Origin of the sequence: Frankia sp. AgKG'84/4 (genome assembly GCF_023242965.2) — a bacterium.
Lineage (GTDB): Bacteria > Actinomycetota > Actinomycetes > Frankiales > Frankiaceae > Frankia.
The window spans coordinates 1-1,626 of sequence record NZ_JALKFU020001049.1 but is presented as its reverse complement, the minus strand read 5'-3'; the positions used below and the strand labels follow the sequence as shown (position 1 = coordinate 1,626).

Annotated in this window: 1 protein-coding gene; it reads left to right on the top strand. The window is 73.2% G+C overall.

Annotated features, from left to right (window positions below):
- Positions 1 to 1,565, top strand: a 1,565-nt coding sequence (locus tag MXD58_RS27180; RefSeq protein WP_250610767.1) for a hypothetical protein, incomplete at its 5' end; no start/stop codon positions are given.
- Positions 1,566 to 1,626: the final 61 nt, after the last annotated feature.

The window sequence follows — 1,626 nt, the reverse complement described above, 5'->3', positions numbered from 1 at the left end:
CGTCCGCCCCGGTCGGCGGCGTCACCGACGGCCCGTCCGTCCCCGCGGGGGAGCGCGTCCCGCTGCCGTCGGACCTGCTGACGATCTACGGCGCCCCCGGTACCTTCGGCGCCCTCGGCGAGGCCGGCTCCACGACCCGGGTCACCGAGGTGCCCGGGTGGGGCTTCGGCTCCGGCCAGGCGGCGTTCATGTCGGCGGTGGCCGCGGACGGCACCGTCTTCATGTGCACCACCCCGTTCACCGACGACCAGTCGAAGCCGACCGGGTTCGACATGGAGATCGAGGTCTTCGAGCCGGAGGCGCTGCGCTTCACCCGGCTCGTCATCCCCTCGTCCAAGGGCCGCACCAACCTGCCCCGGCTCGACCCGGGCTACCGGGGGGTCGGTGGCGGAGACACCTCCGATGTGGCCGTCATTCCCGGCCCCGACGGCGGTCAGCGGGTGGTCTTCACCTCGCTGTCCCCGTTCTTCGGCTGGAACACGGCGACGGACGGCGAGCTGCCGAGCGTCGGCGAGCTGCGCCGGGACGGCCCCTCCGGGCGCTGGGTCTACGACCCGACGGCCAGCTTCACCGCCTCCCAGCTCGCTCGCAACGCCCCGCCGAACATCGCCGCGCGGGCGTTCCCCGTGCTCGCGCCGCTGAACCCGCGCTCGGCGCGCGGCCCGACCTCCATCACCAGGCTGCCGCGCAGCGGGCACCTCGTCATCGCCCAGTACATGGGATCGGGCCCGGGCGGCACGGACAACGGCTCGCTGCTCGTGCTCGACGAGTCCGGCCGGGTGCGGGCGCACTGGCAGTATCCACAGGTCAGGCCGCTGGGGGTGGAACTCGTCGTGAACCCGCGGGAGGTCACCGCCGATCCGACCAGCGCGCCGGACGACGAGCGGTTCGTGCTGATCAGCGATGTCCGCGGGTTGGACTACGACACCCAGCCGTTCCCGATCCAGGAGTTCTCCTACTCGGCGTCGCGGGCCACCATCACCCCGAAGAGCACCGCCGTGCGCGCCGTGCAGGACGGCTCGCGGATGGAGTCGGCGGTCTTCGGCCGCGACGGGACGCTCTACGTGGCCCGCACCGGCAAGGACGGTCTGCGGGCGGAGACCCTGGCCGTCTACCCGAAGCTCGGGCGCGAGCGCGGACTGGTCACGCGAACGCCGGCCATCGAGAACTGGCCGGTGAACACCTGGGGCGTCGAGAACAACCCCGACTACCTCGTCACCGGCACCGATCGCGGTGGACTGGTCCGCAGCGTCACCCTCGACCCGACCACCGGGGCGGTGCTGCTCGCCGGCCTCGACGGGCTGGTGCAGGCCGTCCGCCCTGCCGGCAGCGGCAGCCGGATGACGTTCCGGACCGGAGAGCCGATCGACGTCGGCCTGAACCGCCTGCGTGACCCGTCGACCCGCTATGTGGGGGTGCGGCGCGGCGCGATCGACGCGGCCCGGCGCAGCCTGTGGCTACCGGTCAACCAGATGGTGCTCAACAGCCTGCCCTGGCCGTACCCGCCGTTCAAGCTCGACCAGTGGCTGCTGCGCGTCAACCTCGACGTCCTGCTGAAGGACTGACGGCCCAGGGACTGACGTCACCCGGCCGCCCGCGGGCCGCCGCGCGCGGCCGGACCGGCGC